Origin of the sequence: Paractinoplanes bogorensis, from assembly GCF_018829635.1 — a bacterium.
In the GTDB taxonomy this organism is placed as follows: domain Bacteria; phylum Actinomycetota; class Actinomycetes; order Mycobacteriales; family Micromonosporaceae; genus Actinoplanes; species Actinoplanes bogorensis.
Genome location: NZ_JAHKKG010000002.1, coordinates 181945 through 199298, shown reverse-complemented (window position 1 = coordinate 199298; position 17354 = coordinate 181945). Strand labels below are relative to the sequence as shown.

The 17354-nt window shown below is 70.5% G+C and carries 11 protein-coding genes; 5 read left to right on the top strand and 6 right to left on the bottom strand.

The window, feature by feature from the left end; genetic code table 11:
* Positions 1-102: 102 nt before the first annotated feature.
* Positions 103-2721 carry a hypothetical protein gene (locus tag KOI35_RS05680; RefSeq protein WP_215784981.1) on the bottom strand — a complete coding sequence of 873 codons (2619 nt, stop codon included), beginning with the start codon at positions 2719-2721 and terminating at the stop codon, positions 103-105.
* A 197-nt stretch (positions 2722-2918) separates the two neighbouring features.
* Here KOI35_RS05680 and KOI35_RS05675 point away from each other — a divergent pair, with 197 nt between their 5' ends.
* Positions 2919-4163 carry a GAF domain-containing sensor histidine kinase gene (locus tag KOI35_RS05675; protein WP_215784980.1) on the top strand — a complete coding sequence of 415 codons (1245 nt, stop codon included), beginning with the start codon at positions 2919-2921 and terminating at the stop codon, positions 4161-4163.
* A gap of 57 nt (positions 4164-4220) precedes the next feature.
* On the opposite strand, the gene KOI35_RS05670 is transcribed toward KOI35_RS05675, so the two are convergent.
* The 3 genes from KOI35_RS05670 to KOI35_RS05660 form a co-directional block, all read right to left on the bottom strand.
* Positions 4221-6614 (bottom strand): bifunctional polysaccharide deacetylase/glycosyltransferase family 2 protein, encoded by a 2394-nt coding sequence (locus KOI35_RS05670; protein WP_215785503.1) that lies wholly within the window; start codon positions 6612-6614, stop codon positions 4221-4223.
* A gap of 50 nt (positions 6615-6664) precedes the next feature.
* Positions 6665-7588: a hypothetical protein gene (locus KOI35_RS05665; RefSeq protein WP_215784979.1), complete on the bottom strand. Its 924-nt coding sequence runs from the start codon at positions 7586-7588 to the stop codon at positions 6665-6667.
* A gap of 480 nt (positions 7589-8068) precedes the next feature.
* Positions 8069-9637 (bottom strand): dolichyl-phosphate-mannose--protein mannosyltransferase, encoded by a 1569-nt coding sequence (locus KOI35_RS05660; protein WP_215784978.1) that lies wholly within the window; start codon positions 9635-9637, stop codon positions 8069-8071.
* Between the two features lie 67 nt (positions 9638-9704).
* Here KOI35_RS05660 and rsmI point away from each other — a divergent pair, with 67 nt between their 5' ends.
* On the top strand, positions 9705-10595 hold the full coding sequence (gene rsmI / locus KOI35_RS05655; RefSeq protein ID WP_215784977.1) for a 16S rRNA (cytidine(1402)-2'-O)-methyltransferase: 891 nt from the start codon (positions 9705-9707) through the stop codon (positions 10593-10595).
* On the opposite strand, the gene KOI35_RS05650 is transcribed toward rsmI, so the two are convergent.
* Complete coding sequence (locus KOI35_RS05650) at positions 10540-11874, bottom strand: hypothetical protein (RefSeq protein ID WP_215784976.1); 1335 nt, start codon at positions 11872-11874, stop codon at positions 10540-10542. The two genes, rsmI and KOI35_RS05650, sit on opposite strands and share 56 nt — an antisense overlap.
* 132 nt (positions 11875-12006) lie before the next feature.
* On the opposite strand from KOI35_RS05650, the gene metG reads away from it, so the two are divergent.
* Both metG and KOI35_RS05640 read left to right on the top strand, forming a co-directional pair.
* Entirely contained in the window at positions 12007-13803 is a 1797-nt protein-coding gene (gene metG, locus KOI35_RS05645) for a methionine--tRNA ligase (protein WP_215784975.1), read from the top strand.
* A gap of 207 nt (positions 13804-14010) precedes the next feature.
* Complete coding sequence (locus KOI35_RS05640; RefSeq protein ID WP_215784974.1) at positions 14011-15255, top strand: PKD domain-containing protein; 1245 nt, start codon at positions 14011-14013, stop codon at positions 15253-15255.
* Between the two features lie 66 nt (positions 15256-15321).
* Here the strand turns inward: KOI35_RS05640 and KOI35_RS05635 are convergent, their stop codons facing one another.
* Positions 15322-16356, bottom strand: coding sequence for a hypothetical protein (locus tag KOI35_RS05635; protein WP_215784973.1), 1035 nt, complete (start codon positions 16354-16356; stop codon positions 15322-15324).
* Between the two features lie 88 nt (positions 16357-16444).
* On the opposite strand from KOI35_RS05635, the gene KOI35_RS05630 reads away from it, so the two are divergent.
* A complete protein-coding gene (locus KOI35_RS05630) occupies positions 16445-17344 on the top strand; it encodes a TatD family hydrolase (RefSeq protein WP_215784972.1) in 900 nt (299 codons plus the stop codon).
* Positions 17345-17354 lie beyond the last annotated feature (10 nt).

The following is a 17354-nucleotide window of genomic DNA, read 5'->3' as shown; positions in this document are numbered from 1 at the left end:
GTCCGTCGGTGGGGAGATCACGGTACCCAGGAACGGACGAAAAGGGGCAAAGCGGGAAGCGTGTTGCCGGGCCACCTGGCGGGGCGACCCGGCAACACGCGCTCAGGCGGCCGGGACCGGAGTCAGCTTCACCGTGTACGGCCCGTAGTCATGGATGCCGGCGGAGGCTCCGTCGTCGACCAGGGTGTAGGTGCCGGCGGCAGGGAACGTGCACCTCCCGTTGGGGACGCGCCCGGCCGACTCGCAGGGCGAGACACCGGTCGTGTCGTAGATGGCGATCGTGCGGGTGTCGCCGCCGGTGCCGAGCGCGGCGACGTCGTACGTGCCCGCGGCGGGCACGGTCAGCGAGCGGCAACGGACGTCACTCGGCTGATCGGTGCCACCGACCGTGACCGTCGGGCAGCCGACGGCGGGCGTGAGCGAGCGGATCTGGATCTCGTCGCTCGTGCCCTCGGACGGGGCGAGGGTCGACACCGTGTACGGGCCCTCGCCGGTCAGCACGCACGGCGGGTTGTGACGCCACGGGTTTCCGCAGACCCCGTTGCCGTTGGCGTCGATCACGCCGAAGGTGCCCGACTCGGAGAACCGGAGGATCTTCTCGCCCGCCGTGCCGTCGAACGTGACGCAGTGCGCCTCGAGCGGGTCGCCCTGCGGAAGCCGTACGGGCTCCGCGTCCCACGCCGTGCTGATCTTCGTGGTGCAGCGGGACTCGTCCTGCAGGATCGCGGCCGCCCGATAGCTGACCGGCTCGGTGCCCCAGTTGTTCATCACCTCGAGGGTGTAGACGCCCGGCTCTCGGACGAGGCAGTTCCAGTAGATGCCGGCCTGCTTCATGCAGGTGCGGCTGCCCTGCGCGTTCTGCAGGTAGGTCGTGGCCCCGTTCATGGCGGTGCCGCGGACCTGGATGTAGTGCCAGCCGGCCGACAGCGTGATCTTGTGGCAGCCGACCTCACCCACCGGCACGGTAGCCGTGCCGATCTGGTCGGCGGCGAGCAACCCGTAGTTGCCCTCGGTCAGCGGCGCGCAGCTGGTCGGGGTCGGCAGGGGACCGGGCGTCGGGTCGGGGCCGGGATCCGGCCCGGGCGGCGTCGCGTATTCGCGGGTGATCCGGTAGGACGCGGCGGCCGGGTCGGCCGTGAGCAGCAGCCGGGTCGTGTTGCTGACGTAGACCTCGCAGGTGAACGCGGCCTGGTCGCCGCCGTCGCAGGGCGCTCCGGCGGACGGCTTCACGGTGGCGTGCATGGTGCCCGAGCCGGTCAGCCGCTCCACTGCGATCTTGAGGTCGGTGCTCGTCTCGGGCACGAACTCGAAGCACTCGGTGAACCTGCCCGGGCGGAAGGTCGCCGTCACCGACTCGTTCCACGGCTTGCAGTTCTGCAGCGAAGAGCGGTCCTGCAGGGCCAGGATGTAGTCGCCGGTCGGCGCCGCGGACGGTGCGGTCAGCAGCATCCGGTAGGTCGCCGGGCCGGGCAGGTCACACTCCGAGGTGGAGCAGACGAGGTTGCTGTTGCTGTCGAAGATCCGGGTGAACGGCACACCGGCCCCGGACGCGTTCGGCGGCAGCACGATGCCGGTCTCGACGCCGTAGGGAACCGTGAACTCCGCGCAGTCGACCTGGCCGATCGCGCGGAACGAGCCGCGGATGTTGCCCCCGGTGACACCCTGAACGGTGGTGGGACGGCAGCCTGGCCCGTCCATCGCGGTGATCGTCGTGGTGAAGGACTTGCGCACCACGCGGTTGCTCAGGGTGTCGGCGATGACCAGGTAGCGACCGGCGGCCGGGAACGCGCAGACGTCCTGCTGCAGCACCGGGAGCGGGCCGGTGGTGCAGATGTGCTTGCCCGTCGGGTCGAAGACGCCGGTGAGCTGGCCGGAGTTTTGCAGGGTCCGGGACTGGACGAAATAGGTGCCGGCGGCCGGCACCTCGAGCACACGGCAGCGCACATCGCTGAATCTGTTGTGCGAGCCGAACGCCTTAGGCGCGTGGGTCGGGCAGCCGACCGGCTTGGTGACCGAGCGGACCTCGATCTCGTTGCTGGTGACGCCGGGCGGTGTGGCGGTCATGGCCAGGAAGGTGCCGTCACCGGTGAGCCGGCACGGCGCGTTGTACTGCGTCGGGAGCGCGCAGACGAGCGATCCGTCGAGCTTGCGGACGTTGCTGGCGCCGCGCGGGTTGAAGACGTAGACCTTCTCGGCGTCGGATCCGGTGAAGCGCACGCAGGTCGCCTCGATGCCGGTGCTCGGCACGGGCGTGGTGGTCGCGTTCCACCGGGTGCTGACCCGGGTGGTGCAGTGCGCCGTGTCCTGCAGGATCGCGGCCACCCGATAGCTGATCGCCTGCGCGTAGTGGTTGGGCACCTCGACGGTGTAGACCCCGGTGGCCGGGATGTCGCACTGCATCGAGTTGTCGCCGCCGGTGCAGATCTCGTCGCCGGCCGCGTTACGGACGGTGATGCGCAGCCCGGTCTGGATGGTGGTGCGGACCTGGATGTAGTGCGGCCCGGCGGTGAGGGTGACCTGGTGGCAGCCGGTCGCGCCGGACGGCACCTCGGCCGAGCCGGCCTGATCGGCGGCGAGCGGGCCGAAGTTGCCCTCGCGCAGTGGTGCGCAAGCAGTAGGTGTGGCGGCTGGTGCGGGTGCGGACGGCGCGGCGCCGGCCACGCCGCTGAGACTCAGAGCCAGCATCAGGCCGCACGCGAGCGCGGCACCCCAACGTTTCAAGACGTTCCCCCGTGATGTCGTCGATGGCGTCCTCAGTGGATACCACGGCGGGGATCGATCGCTCTACCCCGCGCGCGACATATGCGTACGGGGAACGCTTATTTCTTGAAAGATCGATCGGCGTGAACCGGAGAGTCCGAAACATGAGGATTGCTACTTTTGTGTGGTACCTCTTGAGGCAGCCTCGGAGGTGACCCATGAAAGCTCCCCTGCCCGACAACGAGACCGACCGGCTCGCCGCGCTCTACTCGCTCGACATCCTCGATACGCAGCCCGAGCAGGACTTCGACGACATCGTGGCGCTGGCCTCGAACGTCTGCGGAACACCGATGTCTCTGGTCACTCTGCTCGACACCGATCGTCAGTGGTTCAAGGCGCGGATCGGCATGGAGGACACCGAGACCGACCGGGACGTGTCGTTCTGCGCGCACGCCGTGCTGGGCAAGGACCTGATGGTGGTGCCGGACGCGACCAAGGACCGCCGGTTCGCCGACAACCCGCACGTCACCGGGCCCGACGGCATTCGCTTCTACGCCGGAGCTCCGCTGGTCACGACCGACGGGTTCGCGCTGGGCACCCTGTGCGTGGTCGACAACGTGCCCCGGCGGCTCGACATCGAGCAGCTGCAGGCCCTGCGCGCGCTGGCCCGCCAGGTCACATCACAGATGGAGCTGCGCCGGCACGCGGTCGCGCTGGCCAACACCACGGCCCGGCTGCAGGAGCTCGAGCGCCGCAAGGACGACCTGGCCGGGCTGATCGGCGGGGACCTGCGGGCACCGTTGCGCCTGATCGGGTCGTACCTGGAAAAGCTCGGCCAGACCGGCCACCACGACGCCGAGACGGCCGACCTGATCGGGCGCGCCACCGCCGGGCACATCCGCAGCTTCCTCGATCTGCTGCACCACCTGACCGAGATGGCCGAGGCCGGGTTCGGCACCGAGAGCCTGCACATGCGCCAGATCGACCTCACCCGCATCACCCAGCGCGCGGTCGAGGCCGTGCGCCCGATCGCGGCGACCAAGCAGATCTGGATCCTCAACCAGGCCGGCGGTCCGGCTCTGCCGATCATTGCCGATCCCGTACGCCTCGAGCAGGTGCTCACCCATCTGCTGTTCGCGGCGGTGAAGTACACGCCGTCGGGCGGCCGGGTGCGGGTCGGCACCGAGATCGAGTCGGGTCCGGCCGTACGCCTCGACGACATGGACCTGCCCGACGGCATGCGGCCCGAACTGTTCCCGCATCTGTACTACGGCGCGATCGCCAACCCGGCGACCGTGCCGGGGCCGGACCGGGGGCTCGCCGTGGCCAAGAAGATCCTGGACGCGCACCACGCCACGGTGGCGCTCTCGGACCGGCCGGGCGACGGCACCTCGCTGCACGTGGTGTTCCCGTCGGCCGCACCCACCCCGTCGACCCTGCTCGACGACCTGATCGCCGCCTGATCAGCACATCGGTCCGCGCCCGCTCGGCTGCAGTTCGAGCGGGCGCGGACCGACGTCTCACCCGGTGTAGACCGGGCCGGAACCGCCACCCGGGGGCGAGCCGGCTGACGGAAGATCCTCGGGTCCGAGCTCGTCGCGGACCGGTTGGGCCGGCACGACCGGCCGGGCCAGGGCCCGGCCCGCCGCGGGATGCCCGTCGTCGCGGGCCTGACCCAGCGTCGACGGCCAAGTGTCCACAATCGGCGCAACCTCACGGGCGAGCGGCGGCGCCGGGGGCATCTCGGCGGCGCGCTGGCCCAGACCGGCCCGGTGCAGCTTGTGCCAGCGCAACCGGCCGCCGGTCAGGGCGGTGGTCGCCGACTGCATGAGCACCAGATACATCAGCTGCCGGTAGGCGAACTGCTGCAGCGGCAACCGCCACAGCGGTTTGAGCGACTCGCGGTCGAAGCGGAACGCCACCGCCGCCGTGAACAGCTGCAGGGCCAGCATGCCGAGCCAGGCGATCACGGTCTCCTGCAGCTCCCAGAAGACCAGGCCGTAGAGCAGCATGATGTCGACCACCGGGGCGAGCATCGGCAACGCCACCCCGAACAGCGCCAGGAACGGCAGTCCGACCCGCCCGAACCGGCCCGACGGTCCCTTGTCGAACAGGGCCCGGCGGTGCTTCCACATCGCCTGCATGGTGCCGTAGCTCCACCGGTAACGCTGCCGGTACAGCTGCTCCAGCGTGGCCGGGGCCTCGGTCCAGGCCTTGGCGTCCTCGGCGTAGACGACCCGCCAGCCGGCCCGCAGCATCGCCATCGTGACGTCGGTGTCCTCGGCCAGCGTCTCGTCGCTGATCCCGCCCACCTGGGCCAGGGCCTTGCGGCGGAACGCGCCGATCGCGCCGGGCACGGTCGGCATGATGCCGAGCACCTCGTACAGCCGGCGGTCCAGGTTGAAGCCGATCACGTATTCGATGTGCTGCCAGGCCGCGACCATCTTCTCCCGGTTGCCGACCTTGACGTTGCCCGCGATCGCGCCGACCGTCGGGTCGGCGAACGGCTGGACCAGCGTCCGGATCGAGTCCGGTTCGAAGATCGTGTCGCCGTCGACGGTGACGATCAGCTCGTGCCGGGCGAGGGCGATCCCGGTGTTGAGGGCGTTCGACTTGCCGCCGTTGGGCACCCGGACGACCCGTACGTTGGGCAGCCGCATCTGCTCGACCAGGGCCGCCGTGCCGTCGGTGGAACCGTCGTCGACGACCACCACCTCGATGTGCGGATAGTCGCCGCCGGCCAGGGAGCGTACGGCCGCCTCGATGCCCTCCTTCTCGTTGTAGGCGGGCACGATGACCGACACCGGTTCGAGCACCGGCGGACCCCAGCTCCAGCTCTTCTTACGGCGCTGCCGGGCGTGACGGGTGGCCAGGAGCAGCAGCAACGCCGTACGCCCGATGGTCAGCGCCCCGACCACGAGGAACAGGATCGCGATGAACCAGACGAGCCCGTCGGCCAGCCGTACGGTCCAGATCACCGCCGTGCCGCGCCACACGTCGGTGCCGGGCGCCGCCGGGTTCTCGGCCAGTTCCGGAACGTTCGCCTTGCTCTGCTCGATGGTGCCGTTGAGCCCCTCGGTGACCGTCGTGAACGTGTAGCCGCGGGCCTGCATGGCCGGGATGAACTGGCGCAACGCCTCGACCGACTGGGCCCGGTCGCCGCCGGCGTCGTGGAACAGGATGACGGCCGAGGCGCCGCCGGCCGGGGTGGCGTTCCGGATGATCTGCGGTACGCCGGGGCGCTGCCAGTCCTCGCTGTCCAGGTCGTTGACCACGACCAGGTACCCCTGCCGGCCGGCGTCCTGGATGATCTTCCAGTTGACGTCGTCGATCGCGGCGTTCTTGGACGAGTAGGGGAACCGGGCCAGGTTGGTGTGCACGCCGGTGGCCCGGGCGATCGCGACCTGCGTCTGGGAGAGCTCCAGGGTGCGCCGCCACGGGGCGATGCGCTGCAGGTTCGGGTGCGTGAAGGTGTGCAGGCCGAGCTCGTGCCCGTCGTCGGTGATCCGCTTGGTGAGCGCCGGGTGCCGCGACACCTCGGACCCGATGACGAAGAACGTGCCGTGCGCGCCGTACTCGTTCAGGACGTCCAGGACCTTCGGTGTCCACGTCGGATCGGGACCGTCGTCGAAGGTCAGCGCGATCGTCTTGGGGGGCATCCGGCTGGTGCTGGCCTGCCCGCCGGTGGTGTTGATGACCGGGCCGCCGTCGAGGATCGCGGCCGGGACCGGGTCCTGGTCGCCGACCTCGGAGTCGAGGTGGTCGCTCTTGAACTCGGCGTTGATGTAGGCCTGCACGACCAGGATGCCGACGAAGACCAGCACCAGCAGCGAGCCGAGCAGGATGCGGGGCCGCGGCAGGAGGCGGCGCCGGACCGGCCCGCGGCCGCGGGTGCGGGCCTTCCGCGGTGGCATCGGGGGTGGGGTGTTGGGGGGTGGGGCCTGATGGGCCGGGGTGTGGGGGGTCACTGAAGCACCTTGCTCGTGAGGGATATCGAGTCGGTGAGCACCAGGTCGGTGGCCTGCACAGCGGTTATCTCGGGGGTCTTGGCCGGGACGTCGGCGCTCGCGGCCGCGAGCTGGGGTTGGGTCGTGGTCGCGGGCTTGGTCTGGCTGCTGCCGGGGCCCTCCGCGCCCCCGGAACCGCTCGGCTCACTCCCGCTGCTGCCGCCGGCGCCACCGGAGGCGGACGAGCCCGAGCCGGGCTGGCTCGGGCTCGCAGGGCTGTCGACGACTGGTGCGCCCCCTGATCCGCCGCCGGCTCCGCCGCTTCCGCCGGCTCCGGCCGTCCCGCCGGTCACCGCGGGCGGGGCCGGCGGTGCCGGCACGACCGGATCGACCTGCGGCGGCGGGGTGGTGGTGGGCGGGGTCGCGCTCGGCGTCGTGGGCGGGGTCGTGGTCGGCTTGACCGGCTTGGTGGGGACCGACTCGGTGATCGGCGTCGACTTCGACGGCTTCGGCGTCACCGTCGGGGTCGGCGTCCGGGTCGCGGGCGCCCGGGTCGATTCGAGGCGTGGGGCCGGCGGGCGGGTGGTCCGGCGCGGCTGGGCTTCGGCAATGGTGAACGCCCGGGCCGCCTGGGTCGTCGGGGTGGGCGCCGGAGTCGGGTTCGGCGGCTTGGGGGCCGGCGTCGCCTTCTTCTCGGGCTCGAGACCGGGCAGCGGCAGCACGGCGCTGGAGCGCACCGGGCCGCCGGCCAGGCTGACGCTGATCAGGCCGCCGTACAGCATGACGAGCGCGCCGAAGCCGTACGCGATACGCCGCAGGAACCGGCTGCGGCGCCCGGTGCTGTCCACGAACACCGGTGCGGGTGTCTCGACCGAGATCACTTCGGTCTCGGGATAGTCGGATGCGACGGAATGCGGGTTTTCTTGCTCCTGCGAAGTCACGCGGCGAGCTTAAAAACATAAACGCCGATCTTGAAAACGCTCACTCTTACGCATGACGGATGATCGTTTCCCGGAAATCAACCGAAATGATGAGCGTTTACGTTTGACCAGATAGCGTCGCATATGTGCCATGGTCAACAATGCGTCGCTGAGCTGCGGCGAATAGCGCAACGGGACGAGGTTACGCGGTTTCGCCAAATGTTTTCCTGTCGCATCGCCGACAGTGAAAGAGGCAAAAGGCCGAAGCTTATTCGCGCGGCGTTATATTACTTACGCAAAGAATATACGGCTATGTCCGTATTGTCGAATACGCTTGATCGAAATTTGAAAGTTCCCCCGGCGCCCCGTTGTGCCTGCCATCGGAGGTCGTTAAGCTTCGAGGTGCGCGCCCCTATCGCCCGCTTCCCCCGTGGCAGGCGATCGGGGCGCGCCCTATTTCCAGCGCAAAGATGACTCAGCCGCGCGTGACGCTCAACCGCGCTAGATCCAGCGCCCGCCCAGCCACATCCGGCCGGACCAGCTCTCGTACGGGATCAGATGCCCGACGAAGATCGGGTAGAAGTACGCGAAGCACACCGCGACCAGCACCAGGTAGGCGCCCGCAACGACGGTGCCGATGAGCTGCCGGTCGGTTCGAGACTTGCCCTGGGCTATCCCGTCGGGTGGCGTCATGATCGCGCCGAGGACGTAGACGACGGCCAGGATCAGGAACGGCAGCGCGGGCAGGACGTAGAACGAGAACATCGTGCGGCCGTCCTTGACCGCGTAGTAGAACCACGGCAGCAGGCCGGCCACGGTGGGCACCAGGATCGCCCAGGCCCGCCAGTCCCGCCGGGCCAGGCCGAACCAGATCAGCCCGGCCAGCGCGGGCAGGAACGACCACCACAGGATCGGCGTGCCCAGCAGCAGGATCTCGCGGGCGCAGCTGGGCGCCCCGCAGTCGCCGGAGTTGTTCCAGTAGAACGCGACCGGCCGGCCGAGCAGCAGCCACTGCCACGGCCAGGACTGATAGACGTGCCGCTCGGTCAGGCCACTGTGGAACCGGTAGGCCTCCTGGTGGTAGTGCCACAGGTTGAGCAGGGCGCCGATCACCGGCGGCTCGCTCATGCCGTTGGCCTCGCGGTAGTGCCGGAAGTAGCCGGTGTCGGTGACGAACCAGCCGGTCCAGGTGGCCAGATAGATGACGAAGGTGAGGCCGAAGCTGAGCAGCAGCCAGCCGAGGTCGCCGAGGATGCCGGCCAGGAACGGCCCGCGCACCCCGGCCGAGCGGCGGGCCTGCACCCGCCACAGGATCACCAGGGCGGCGAGGAACGGGGCGAAGAACAGCGCGCTCCACTTCACCCCGCACGCCATCCCGAAGGTGACCCCAGCGACGAGCAGCCACCACGGCACGATCCGGGGCACGGTCGGCGTCTGGGCCGGGTCGTAGCCGTTCTCCAGCGCCCGCACCCACTGCCGCCGGTAGTGGTCGCGGTCGAGCACCAGTGCGGCGAACGTGGCCAGGATGAACGTGCCCAGGAAGATGTCGAGCAGCGACGTGCGCGAGAGCACCAGCTGGAAGCCGTCGAGGGCCATCAGCATCCCGGCCAGGCCGGCCAGCAGCACCGAGTGGAACAGCCGGTAGGTGACCCGGATCAGGATCAGGATCATCACGGTGCCGGCGATCGCGGCCGGGAAACGCCAGCCCAGCTCGTTGTTGCCGAAGATCATCTCGCCGAGCGCGATGAGCCACTTGCCGAGCGGTGGATGCACCACGTAGGCCGGGCCGTTGGTCTTCTCGTCCCACTCGACGCCGTGCTGCAGCATGTCCCAGGCGTCGGTCGGGTAGTAGACCTCGTCGAAGATGTAGCCCTTCGGGTTGCTGATCCCGTTCAGCCGCAGGATCGCCGCGATCGTCACGACCACCGCGGTGACCAGCCACGAGTGCGGGTTGAGCCAGTTGTCGAGGGTGGCCAGGCGCCGCCGCACGATCTGCGGGACGCCGCGGGGCTGGTCCGCCTCCGGCGGGTCCGGGGTGGGCTCTGTCTCCGTGGTCGCCGCCGTAGTCACCCCGCGATCGTAGGGCGTTGACCTGTCCCACTGCGCTCGCCGTGGCCCCGTGTGGTGGACTTTTGCCGTGGTTTCCAATGAACAGGGACGGGTCGTGCTGGTCGGCGCGCCGCTGGGCAACGTCGGGGACGCCTCGGCCCGGCTGCGGGAAGTGCTGTCCACGGCCGATGTGATCGCGGCCGAGGACACCCGCCGTCTGGCCCGGCTGGCCCGTGACCTGGATGTGACGGTCGGCGGGCGGGTCGTCTCCTACTTCGAGGGCAACGACGAGCGGCGTACGCCGGAACTCGTCGACGCCCTGGCCGCCGGCTCGGTCGTCGCCGTGGTCACCGACGGGGGCATGCCGAGCGTCTCCGACCCGGGATATCGCCTGGTGCGGGCGGCTCTGGACGCCGGTTTCCCGGTCACCGCCGCCCCCGGCCCGAGCGCCGTCACCACCGCTCTCGCGCTCTCCGGCCTGCCGAGTGACCGGTTCGTCTTCGAGGGCTTTCTTCCCCGTACGGGATCACACCGCCGCGCGCGTCTGCGGGAGCTCGCGGCCGAGCCCCGCACCCTCGTCTTCTTCGAGGCCCCGCACCGGATCGCGGGCATGCTGGACGATCTCGCGGCCACGTTCGGCGACGAGCGGCCCGCCGCGGTCTGCCGCGAGCTGACCAAGACGTACGAGGAGATCCGGCGCGACACCGCGGTCGAGCTGGCCGCCTGGGCCCGGCGCGCGGAGCCCCGGGGCGAGATCACCGTGGTGGTCGGCGGGGCCCCGCCGCGCCCGGCCGAGCGACCCACCGACGACGATCTGCTGGCCGCGGTGGCCGCCCGTGAGGCGGCCGGGTTGTCGCGGCGCGACGCCGTGCAGGCGGTCGCCGACGAGTACGGCCTGAAGAAGCGCGAGGTGTACGCGCTGGCTAATACGCCGCAGCCAGGAAACCGGCCAGCAGGGCCAGCGGGCCGGCCAGGCTGAGCAGGACGGCGCCGCGCCGGGCCCGGGCCGTCTCGAGCCGCCGCGCCCGGGTCACGCCCGAGATGGCGTAGCCGCACAGCAGCACCAGCACGAACCCGAGCAGCCAGCGCAGCTGGAGCAGGACTCCGGTGCCGCCGATGTACGCCTGCCGGCTGTCCGGGCTGACCATCCGGGCCGGGGTGACCGCCCCGGGGATGCGGGCCTGTCCCTCGACGCCGAGCAGCCGGACCCGGGTGATCGTGTAGGTGCCGTCGGCCGCCGCGAAGCGCCCGGCGCAGCGCTGGGTCACGCCGTCGCCGACGCAGGTGGTCGTGGTGGCGTACCCCTGGTCGCCGTGCCCGACGGCCAGCCAGAACGGCTCGGCGCTGACCCAGGCGAAGAACGCCGCGACCAGGCCGAGGGCGACCAGCGAGACCTGGGCCGAGAGCGGCCGGCCGGACGCCGCCGGGGTCTTGCGGGCCCGGCCGGTGCCGCGGTGCCGGGCCCGGGTGAGCACCGGGGGCGGTTCCTCGCCGGGCGCGACCTCGATCGTGTCGTCGACCGGGTCGCGCCAGAACGCGGAGTTCTCGAGTCGTTCCAGGCGGGCATCGGTGGCCGGGCTGCCGGTGGGCAGGGGCAGCGGCACGGTCGGGCGTACGGTCGCGTCGCCCGCCTGCCGGGGCCGGGCCGGCATGGGCTGCTCCAGCGGCACGGTCGGCCGGTGGTGCAGGCTGGGCTCGGGCAGCACCATCACGTCGTCCGGCGGGGGAGTGACGGTGGCCTTGGCCCGGGCGGTGTGCCCGGCGTCGGTCTTGGTGTTCTGCCCGGCTCTCGCGGTGGGCTCAGCGTCGGCTGTCGCGGTGGGCCCGGCTTCGGCTTTCGCCGTGTGCCCGGCGTCGGCTTTCGCGGTGTGCCCGGCCGGCGGCCGCAGCGGGGTGTAACGGTGCGGGTCGGGCCGGTCGTGGTCGCGTTCCACCGCGGCGGGCGGTTTGACGGCCGGCCGGACGAGCGGCACGACCGCGTCCAGGGGCCGCTCGGCCCGCGACTTCGGGGCCAGCTGCTCGGCCACGTCCTGGGCGCCGGAGGCGTGCGCCGCGGCCGCCTCGCCGGTGCGTGGCACAGCGGCCGGGGGCAGCAGCACCCCGGTGCCGGCGGCCGGTTCGGCGCCCGGCCGCCGCGGGCGGTCGTCGGCCGAGCGGTCGGTCTCGCCGCGCCACCAGGCCGCGTCGGGATCGGGCAGCGACCACGGGTCGCCCTCGCCGCGCGGCGTTTCCCCTGGTTGTGGCGTGTCTCCGAGCACGGCTCCATTGGACTACGCGGCCGCGCGATGACCGCGTTCCGAAACGGGCGTGTCGTGATAAATGAGTATCTCGCGGGTGGCGGAACGAATCCGTTCGCGAGGCGGCCGGGCCGCTCACTACGCTTGTACCCCATGAGTCACGTTCTCGCCGCGGTCGCCTGGCCCTATGCCAACGGCCCGCGCCACATCGGTCATGTCTCCGGCTTCGGGGTGCCCTCCGACGTTTTCAGCCGGTACATGCGCATGGCCGGCCACGACGTGCTCATGGTGTCGGGCACCGACGAGCACGGCACGCCGATCCAGGTGCAGGCCGACGCCGAGGGTGTGACCCCGCGCGAGCTCGCCGACCGCTACAACCGCGTCATCGTCGAAGACCTGCACGGCCTCGGCCTGTCCTACGACCTGTTCACCCGCACCACCACGCGCAACCACTACGCGGTGGTGCAGGAGCTGTTCACCGCCCTCGAGCGCAACGGCTACATCGTCAAGCGCACGACGCTGGGGGCGCGCTCGCCGTCGACCGGGCGCACCCTGCCCGACCGCTACATCGAGGGCACCTGCCCGATCTGCGGCTACGACGGCGCCCGCGGCGACCAGTGCGACAACTGCGGCAACCAGCTCGACCCCGAGCAGCTGATCAACCCGCGTTCCAAGATCAACGGGGAGACCCCGGAGTTCGTCGAGACCGAGCACTTCTTCCTCGACCTGCCCGCGTTCGCCGAGTCCATCGGCAACTGGCTCGACCAGCGGGAGAACTGGCGCCCCAACGTCCTGAAGTTCAGCCGCAACCTGCTCGACGACCTGCAGCCGCGGGCCATCACCCGTGACCTCGAGTGGGGTGTGCCGATCCCGCTCGACGGCTGGCGCGACCGTTCCGACAAGCGCATCTACGTGTGGTTCGACGCGGTCATCGGCTACCTGTCGGCCTCGATCGAGTGGGCCCGCCGCTCCGGCGACCCCGAGGCGTGGCGGCAGTGGTGGTCGGCCGACGCCCAGGGCAAGGACGCGTCCGGCTACTACTTCATGGGCAAGGACAACATCGTCTTCCACTCGGTGATCTGGCCGGCGCTGCTGCTCGGCTACTCCGGCGAGGGCGACAAGGGCGGCGAGCCGGGCGAGCTGGGCCGGCTCAACCTGCCGACCGAGGTGGTCTCGAGCGAGTTCCTGACCATGGAGGGCAGGAAGTTCTCCTCGTCGCGGCGGGTGGTCATCTACGTCCGCGACTTCCTCGAGCGCTACGACGCCGACGCGCTGCGCTACTTCATCGCCGTGGCCGGGCCGGAGTCCAACGACACCGACTTCACCTGGGCCGAGTTCGTCCGGCGCAACAACGACGAGCTGGTGGCGGGCTGGGGCAACCTGGTCAACCGGTGCGTGTCGATGGCCGCGAAGAACTTCGGGACGATCCCCGAGCTGGGCGAACTCACGCCGGAGGACGAGGCCCTGCTCGCGTACGCGAAAGCCGGTTTCGCGACCGTCGGCGAGCTGATCGGCAAGCACCGTCAGAAGGCGGCGATCGGCGAGGCGATGAAGGTGGTCGCCGAGGCCAACAAATATCTGTCCGAGCAGGCCCCGTGGAAGCTCAAGACCGAGGCGGAGAAGCCGCGCCAGGGCACCGTCCTCGCGGTCGCGCTGCAGGTCGTCAGCGACGCCAACACGCTGCTGACCCCGTTCCTGCCGCACTCGGCGCAGAAGGTCTTCGAGCTGCTCGGCGGTCAGGGCGTGCACGCGCCGATGCCGCGGATCGAGGAGGTCGACGACCTCGACGGTGGCCCGTCCTACCCGGTGCTCACGGGCGACTACACGGTCGGCGCCCGCTGGGCGTCAGTGCCGTTGGTCACAGGGACGCCGCTGGCCGCGCCGAAACCGGTCTTCCGCAAGCTCGAACCGTCGGTCATCGATGAGGAGCTGGCGCGTCTAGCAGGCTGAACTGGTCTTATCGACGAGGCTCGTTGGCACGAAAGGTGCGAACGAGCCTCGTCCGTTTATGGGATTGATCGATCCTCCGTTGATCCGATAGCGTTCGCGCTCCACGGGGGAACACTAGCGTTACATCGAAACGGCTCCGTCGCGACGACGGGCCGGTTCGACCATGTCCCCTTCGTGAGGTTTGATCCCCCTCGAAGGAGCATTTCCTTGAACACTCGCCTCTCGCGCCCGCTGCTCGCAGCCGTCGTCAGCGGTGCGTTCCTCGCCGGTGCGGGCATGTTCGCCGCGCCCGCGCTCGCCGAGCCGCCGCCTCTGCCCGACGCGACCGAGACGACGACTGCGCCCGCCACCACGCCGCCGGCCACGACGGCGCCGCCCGCGACGACCGAGCCGCCGTCGACCACGCCTGGCCCGACGACGCCTCCGCCGGTCACGACGGAGCCCGAGACGACTCCGCCGACCACCACCGCGCCGCCGACCACGACGGCGCCGCCCACCACGACGCCGCCGCCGGCGGCCGACAAGACCCCGCCCAAGGGTGGGATCACCGCTCTGAACCGCTGGTCGATCTTCACCGGTCAGACGGTCACCGTGACCGTTGCGGCCGCGTCCGACAACGTGAGCGCGCCGCAGAACATCAAGCGCGTGCTCACCTGGGGTGACGGCTCCTCGCAGGAGCTGCACTGGACCGCCAAGAACATCACCCACACGTACAAGTCGTCGGGCAAGAAGCCGATCACGCTGACGGTGACCGACGAGGCCGGCAACAAGGCGGTCTCCAAGTCGTCCGGCCCGACCGTCTCCGTCCCGGCGCTCAAGTACAAGCTGAGCACCACGTCGGTCTGGCACGGTCAGAAGTTCGTCTGGGAGATGACCCAGGTGCCGGCCGGTGCCACCAAGGTCACCGTGAACTGGGGTGACAACCGCGCGACGGCGATGTCCGCCAAGAAGCAGAAGGTCACGCGGTACTACTACAACAACCCGTCGAACGGCGCGATCATCACGCCGGGCGCCAAGACCCTGAAGGCGACCGTCTACAACAAGTACGGCGCCGCCACCGCGATCTCGGTCGGCACGGTCACGCTGAAGCGGGACAGCTGGCGTCCGGTCGTCAAGCTGACCAAGCCGTCGAACCCGAGCCGGGCGTCGTCCTGGAAGGCGCTCAAGGGCACGGTGACCGACAAGGGATCCGGCATCAAGGAGATGTACATCCTGGCCATGGTCGGCAAGAGCAACGGCTCGGTCGTCTGCTACACGGCCAAGAAGAAGTGGATCACGATCACCAACAACACCAACATCATGAACTGCGTGGTGCCGGTGAAGGCCTCCAAGGGCAAGTACTCGATCTCCCTGGTCGGTACGCCCAAGGGCCGGTTCATCACCGACGTGATCGCGTACGACTGGGCCGACAACGACAGCCCGTCGGTCGAGTACCAGCGGACGCTCAGCTGATCGCCGCCTGATACGTCGAAGCCGGCGTCACCCCGCGAGGGGTGGCGCCGGCTTTTTCGTGTTCCCCTACAGCGCGTACGGGATGTCGGCGATGTGGTGGTCGAGGAGCTCGCCCACCGGCGCCCACGACTCGTAGACGCCACGCTCGTAGCAGCGCGCCCCGGTGGCCGACAGCGAGTCGTTGTCGGGGCGCACCAGCCGCAACCGGGCCCAGGCCTCGTCGCGCTGCAGCACCCAGCACGGGATCCCGCGCCACAGGGCCTGCTCGGCCCGCCGGCTCAGCGTCGACACCGGGTATCGGGCGGCCCGGGTCAGGGCGCGGACCCGGAACTCCTCGGGCGGGTCGGCGACCGCCTCGTACTCCTTGCCCTTGATCTGCCCGACCAGCTTGGCCGACCCGGTCGTCGTGCACGGCACGTACTCCCGGTCGGGGCTCACCCCGGGCAGGTTGTCGAGCAGGCCCCGCCAGCGCGGGCCGGCCAGCCGCAGCCAGCCGTTCTGCTCGGGCTGGTAGCTGTAGAGGAGCACCTCCTCACCGCCCGGCACATGCGCGATGATCTGCGAGTTGGCCGGGATCGGCAGGTCGGCGAAACCGGCCGTGACGAACTCGGGGATGAGATCGTCGGTGCTCGGCGAGAAGCCGGTGCCGAGGATCATCGCCCCGATCCGCTGGTGGGCCTGGATCAGCGCGAGCTCGGGCTGGGCCGGGCCGCCGGGGACCTCGTAGTCGAGCGGGTCGACGGCCCGCCAGCGCAACGCGTAGGCGACCTCGGACTCGGTCACGCCGTCGGTGCCGAGCAGGTTGAGGTCGCGCGGGTCGGTCAGGTGGGCCAGGTCGCAGGCGCGGTAACAGAATCCGTACGGGAGCCAGCCGCCGAGATGGCCGGAGACCTGGGCCGGCGAGAGCACCTTGGTCATCCGGGTGCCCCGGTGGACCGACGCGGTGGCGCGGATCTGGCGCAGCACGGGATCGTCCCGGTAGCCGGCCGACTGGCTCATCCGCTGCACCTCGGCCCAGCCGAGGTCGCGTCGCAGCGGGGCGGAGAGCGGGGGCTCGAGCGGATCGGTGTCGATCACGCTGTCCTCACCGGTCACGGTCACGGTCGGTCCTCGACTGTCACGGTCGGAAACTAGACAACAGCGGTGGACATGAGGTGAACAAACAGTGGCCGAAAGGGGGAAGTGCAGAATGTCTCACATGTCATCAGCGCCATCTGAATCCCGCCGGGAGAAGGCACGCCGGAGGGCGGGCGAGTTCCCCGCCGCCCCCGAGCCGCTCGCCGTTCCGGTCTTCGACAGCCACACCCACCTGGACATCACCGTGCAGGAGGCCGGCGTGCCCGGCGGGACGGACGCCGACCCGGTGGAAGCCCTGCTCACGGCCGCGGCCAAGGCCGGCGTCGACCGGATCGTGCAGGTCGGGGTGGACGAGGCGTCGTCGCGGTGGGGCGCCGAACTGGCCGCCCGGCACCCGTCGGTGCTGGCCGCCGTCGCCCTGCACCCCAACGAGGCGCCGCGGCTGTCCGATCTGGACGAGTCGCTGCGGGTGATCGAGTCGCTGGCCACCGAGCCCCGGGTGCGCGGGATCGGCGAGACCGGGCTGGACACGTTCCGTACGGGAGAAGAAGGCCGCGCGGCGCAGGAGGCCAGCTTCCGGGCGCACATCGCGATCGCCAAGCGCCACGGCAAGGCGCTGATCATCCACGACCGGGACGCCCACGAGGACGTGCTGCGGGTGCTCGACGAGGAGGGCGCGCCCGAAACGGTGGTGATGCACTGTTTCTCCGGTGATGCGGCGTTCGCGGCTGAGTGCGTACGGCGAAACTTCTTCCTCAGTTACGCCGGCACCGTGACCTTCGGCAGTGCCGCGAACCTGCGCGAGGCGGCCGTCCTGACCCCGCCCGGGCAGATCATGGTGGAGACCGACGCGCCCTACCTGACGCCCATGCCGCACCGCGGCCGGCCCAACGCGTCCTACCTGATCCCGCTGACCGTGCGCTTCCTGGCCGAGACCCGCGGCGACGATGTCGACGAACTGTGCGCCGCGATCTCGGCCAACGGTGAGCGGGTCTTCGGCCCGTGGCAGTAGGCGACGGCGG